This window comes from Frankia sp. CeTa3Moorea (assembly GCF_978021225.1).
In genome coordinates, this window is the sequence record NZ_CDXDOR010000279.1 from 1 (window position 1) to 1,989 (window position 1,989).

Annotated in this window: 3 protein-coding genes; all 3 read left to right on the top strand. The window is 74.1% G+C overall.

Going from position 1 to position 1,989, the window contains the following annotated elements; translation table 11 throughout:
- Nucleotides 1-652: 5'-3' exonuclease (locus tag AC08OV_RS24280; RefSeq protein WP_476620400.1), on the top strand; the 652-nt coding region annotated here is incomplete at its 5' end.
- Nucleotides 645-788 (top strand): hypothetical protein, encoded by a 144-nt coding sequence (locus tag AC08OV_RS24285; protein WP_476620401.1) that lies wholly within the window; start codon nucleotides 645-647, stop codon nucleotides 786-788. The genes AC08OV_RS24280 and AC08OV_RS24285, both read left to right, overlap by 8 nt.
- A 213-nt stretch (nucleotides 789-1,001) precedes the next feature.
- Nucleotides 1,002-1,989: SDR family oxidoreductase (locus tag AC08OV_RS24290; protein ID WP_476620403.1), on the top strand; the 988-nt coding region annotated here is incomplete at its 3' end.

Here is a 1,989-nt window from a genome sequence, read left to right on the forward strand (position 1 = left end):
GGTGGACGACGACCTGCTCGTCCAGCTCCCGATCATCGGCGAGGTCCTCGACGCGTTCGGGATCGCCCGGGCGGAGGCCGCCGGGTTCGAGGCTGACGATGTGATCGCGACGCTGGCGACCCGTCACCGGGGGGAGGTGGACATCCTGACCGGTGACCGGGACCTGTTCCAGCTCGTCGACGACGCGGCCGGGGTGCGGGTGCGGTACGCGGTGGAGAAGTTCGCGGTGGTCGACGAGGCGGCGGTGACGGCACGCTACGGCGTTCCGGGGCGGGCCTACGCCGATTTCGCGGTGCTGCGCGGTGATCCCAGTGACGGGTTGCCGGGGGTGGCGGGGATCGGGGCGAAGACCGCCGCGGCGCTGCTGACCCGGTTCGGGTCGCTCGCGGCGGTGCTCGCCGCGGTTGACGCCGACGGCGGTGCGGGTCTGCCGGCCGGGGTGCGGCGTCGGTTGCAGGGCGCCCGGGACTATGTGCGTGCCGCGGTGGGGGTGGTGGCGGTGGTGCGGGACGTGCCGGTGGGTGCTTTCGCCGATCTGCTGCCGGCGGCGCCGGTCGATCCGGCGGCGGTGGGGGCGCTCGCCGAACGGTGGGGGCTGACCGGTTCGTGCACGCGGCTGGTGCGGGCGCTGGCTGAGACCGCGGGTGGCTGAGACCGCGGGTGGCTGGGCCGGCGTGTTCGTCCGGCTGCCGCTTGAGCGGGTGTGTTCGCCTGGCTGCCGGAGTGACGCGCAGGGTCATCTCGGCGGGTGGGTGGTGGGGCTGCCCGTCACGGCGCTGCCCTGGTGACGGTAGGTTTCCCTGCGTACCTCGGCGTGGGCACACGCAGGCGGTGCGCCGGTTGACGTCACGGGGGCGGATCGTCGCCTACTGTTGCCCTCCGGGCGAGCTCCGGAGGGGCGGGTGCCCACCCGGACGAGCAGGGCCCAGGCGGCGCAGCGGTGCAGCGGATGCTCACCGGACGAGCAGGTGGCGGTGCAGGTGACGGCAGCGGAGGTCAGGGTGGGGCTGCGTGAGCGGCTCGCGGGCAGGCGGGTCCTGGTGACCGGGGCGACCGGGTTCGTCGGGGAGGCGCTGCTGGAACGGTTGCTGTCGGACTTCCCCGGCACGGCGGTGGTGGCGCTGGTGCGGCCGCGGGGCAGTCACAGCGGGGCCGCGCGGCTGGCGCGCATGATGCGGAAGCCGGCGTTCCGCGGGTTGCGGGAGGCGTTGGGTGCGGCGGGGGTGGCGGCGCTGCTCGCCGAGCGGGTGGAGGTGATCGAGGGGGATCTGGCGTCGATGCCGGATCTGCCCGCCGACATCGACGTGGTCATCCACTGCGCCGGGGAGGTGTCGTTCGACCCCCCGGTCGACGAGGCGTTCACCACGAACGTCGGCGGGGTGGCGGAGCTGCTGCGGGCGCTTGCGGCCGGGGGGGCCAGGCCTCATCTGGTGCATGTGTCGACGGCGTATGTGGCGGGGTTGCGTTCGGGGCACATCGCCGAGGGCCCGCTGGCCCATGACGTGGACTGGCGGGCCGAGTGGGATGCGGCGTCGCGGGTGCGCCAGCAGACCGAGGACGCCTCGCGGGCGCCGGAGTGTTCGGCGCGGTTTCGGGCGCAGGCGTCGCGGCGGTTCGCCGCCGCCGGGGCGCAGACGGTATCGGCGGAGGCGGAGCGGCTGCGCCGGGCGTGGGTGGCGCGGCGGATGGTGACGGCCGGGGGTGAGCGGGCGCAGGTGCTGGGGTGGACGGATGCGTACACGTTCACCAAGGCGTTGGGTGAGCGGTATCTGGAGGATCATCACGGGGACCTGCCGTTGACGGTCGTCCGTCCCTCGATCGTCGAGAGCGCGCTGCGCCGGCCGTTCCCGGGGTGGATCGAGGGGTTCAAGATGGCCGAGCCGCTGATCCTGGCCTATGGCCGCGGTGAGCTGCCGGACTTCCCCGCCTCCCCGGACGCGGTGGTGGACATCATCCCGGTGGATCTGGTTGTCAACGCGATCCTGGCGG